The organism is Lysobacter enzymogenes, from assembly GCF_017168095.1.
GTDB classification, from domain to species: Bacteria; Pseudomonadota; Gammaproteobacteria; order Xanthomonadales; family Xanthomonadaceae; genus Lysobacter; species Lysobacter enzymogenes_D.
The window spans coordinates 1-211 of record NZ_LXSD01000130.1; the positions used below are offsets into that span (position 1 = coordinate 1).

Sequence of the window (211 nt, forward strand, 5' to 3'; positions counted from 1 at the left end):
GGAATTATTGGGCGTAAAGGACACGTAGGCGGCATATTAAGTTAGTGGTGAAATACCTGAGCTTAACTCAGGAACTGCCTCTAAAACTGATATGCTTGAGTTTCGGGGAGGAAGGTAGAATTCCAAGTGTAGCGGTGAAATGCGTAGATATTTGGAGGAATACCAGCGGCGAAGGCGGCCTTCTAACCGAAAACTGACGCTGAGGTGTGAA

The 211-nt window shown here is 46.9% G+C and carries 1 rRNA gene; it reads left to right on the plus strand.

Annotated features, from left to right (window positions below):
* A 16S ribosomal RNA gene (locus A7A76_RS03570) occupies positions 1 to 211 on the plus strand; the annotation flags it as partial.